Origin of the sequence: Paenibacillus sp. EKM206P (genome assembly GCF_011066155.1) — a bacterium.
In the GTDB taxonomy this organism is placed as follows: domain Bacteria; phylum Bacillota; class Bacilli; order Paenibacillales; family Paenibacillaceae; genus Paenibacillus; species Paenibacillus polymyxa_D.
Genome location: NZ_JAAMNQ010000119.1, coordinates 1 through 264, shown reverse-complemented (window position 1 = coordinate 264; position 264 = coordinate 1). Strand labels below are relative to the sequence as shown.

The 264-nt window shown below is 53.0% G+C and carries 2 tRNA genes; both read left to right on the top strand.

Annotated elements, in window-relative coordinates:
* The first annotated feature begins 78 nt into the window (after positions 1-78).
* Positions 79-170 (top strand) — tRNA-Ser (locus G9G53_RS26010).
* 20 nt (positions 171-190) lie between these two features.
* Positions 191-262, top strand: a tRNA-Glu gene (locus tag G9G53_RS26005).
* Positions 263-264: the final 2 nt, after the last annotated feature.

Genomic DNA, 264 nt, shown 5'->3' with positions numbered 1-264 from the left:
CCCTGATAGCTCAGTTGGTAGAGCACTCGACTGTTAATCGAGTTGTCACAGGTTCGAGTCCTGTTCGGGGAGCCATGTGGAGAGGTGTCCGAGTTGGCCGAAGGAGTACGATTGGAAATCGTGTAGGCGCCAAAAGCGTCTCGAGGGTTCGAATCCCTCTCTCTCCGCCAGCTCTTAATAATAGATATATGGCCCGTTGGTCAAGGGGTTAAGACACCTCCCTTTCACGGAGGTAACAGGGGTTCGAATCCCCTACGGGTCATA